Annotated in this window: 1 protein-coding gene; it reads right to left on the reverse strand. The window is 60.6% G+C overall.

The genetic code is table 11. The features are described from left to right. Nucleotides 1-313: helix-turn-helix domain-containing protein (locus ACVNF4_RS36845; RefSeq protein ID WP_461807148.1), on the reverse strand; the 313-nt coding region annotated here is incomplete at its 3' end. Between the last annotated feature and the right edge of the window lie 230 nt (nucleotides 314-543).

The raw sequence follows: 543 nt of genomic DNA on the forward strand, positions 1-543 counted from the left end.
CGTCAATCTCTTGCTGAAGAGTTTCCGGATGCTCGGGAGGCAGGCCAGGAATATCGAACCTGCGAATGACGAAGTTGAGCTCGTTGAGGTTTTCCTCCGGCGCGCTTCCCATGAGTTCGTCAAGGGTGAGGTTCATCGCTCGCGCGATGGCGGCGCCCACACCTTGGGTGAGCGCTCGGTCCCCAACTTCAATCTTGCTCAGCAAGGACACCGACACCCCCGACTTTCGGGCAAGAGCCACCTGACTGAGGCGGTGTTCCTTACGGCGCTTGGCCACGTTCGAACCAGGCCCAGGTACCTGCGCAGCGTCCATGTCTGACGACTTCCCCGCTTGGTGACGTTCTCCCCTCCAGGGTCCCAAAGCCTCGCGAAGTGCGCTGGGCAACTGTGCAAGATGTGTGCAAGTCGCCTGCTGACCTCGGGCGTTGACTGGTGTGAGGTTCCCCCTGCTGGCCGGGCAGCTTGATACTGGGACGGATGGTCCCGGAGGAAGCAGTCACAGGTAGTGAGTAGCAAGAGCAACATGAGTAAGCGGTACACGGC

The organism is Streptomyces sp. S6 (assembly GCF_054880855.1).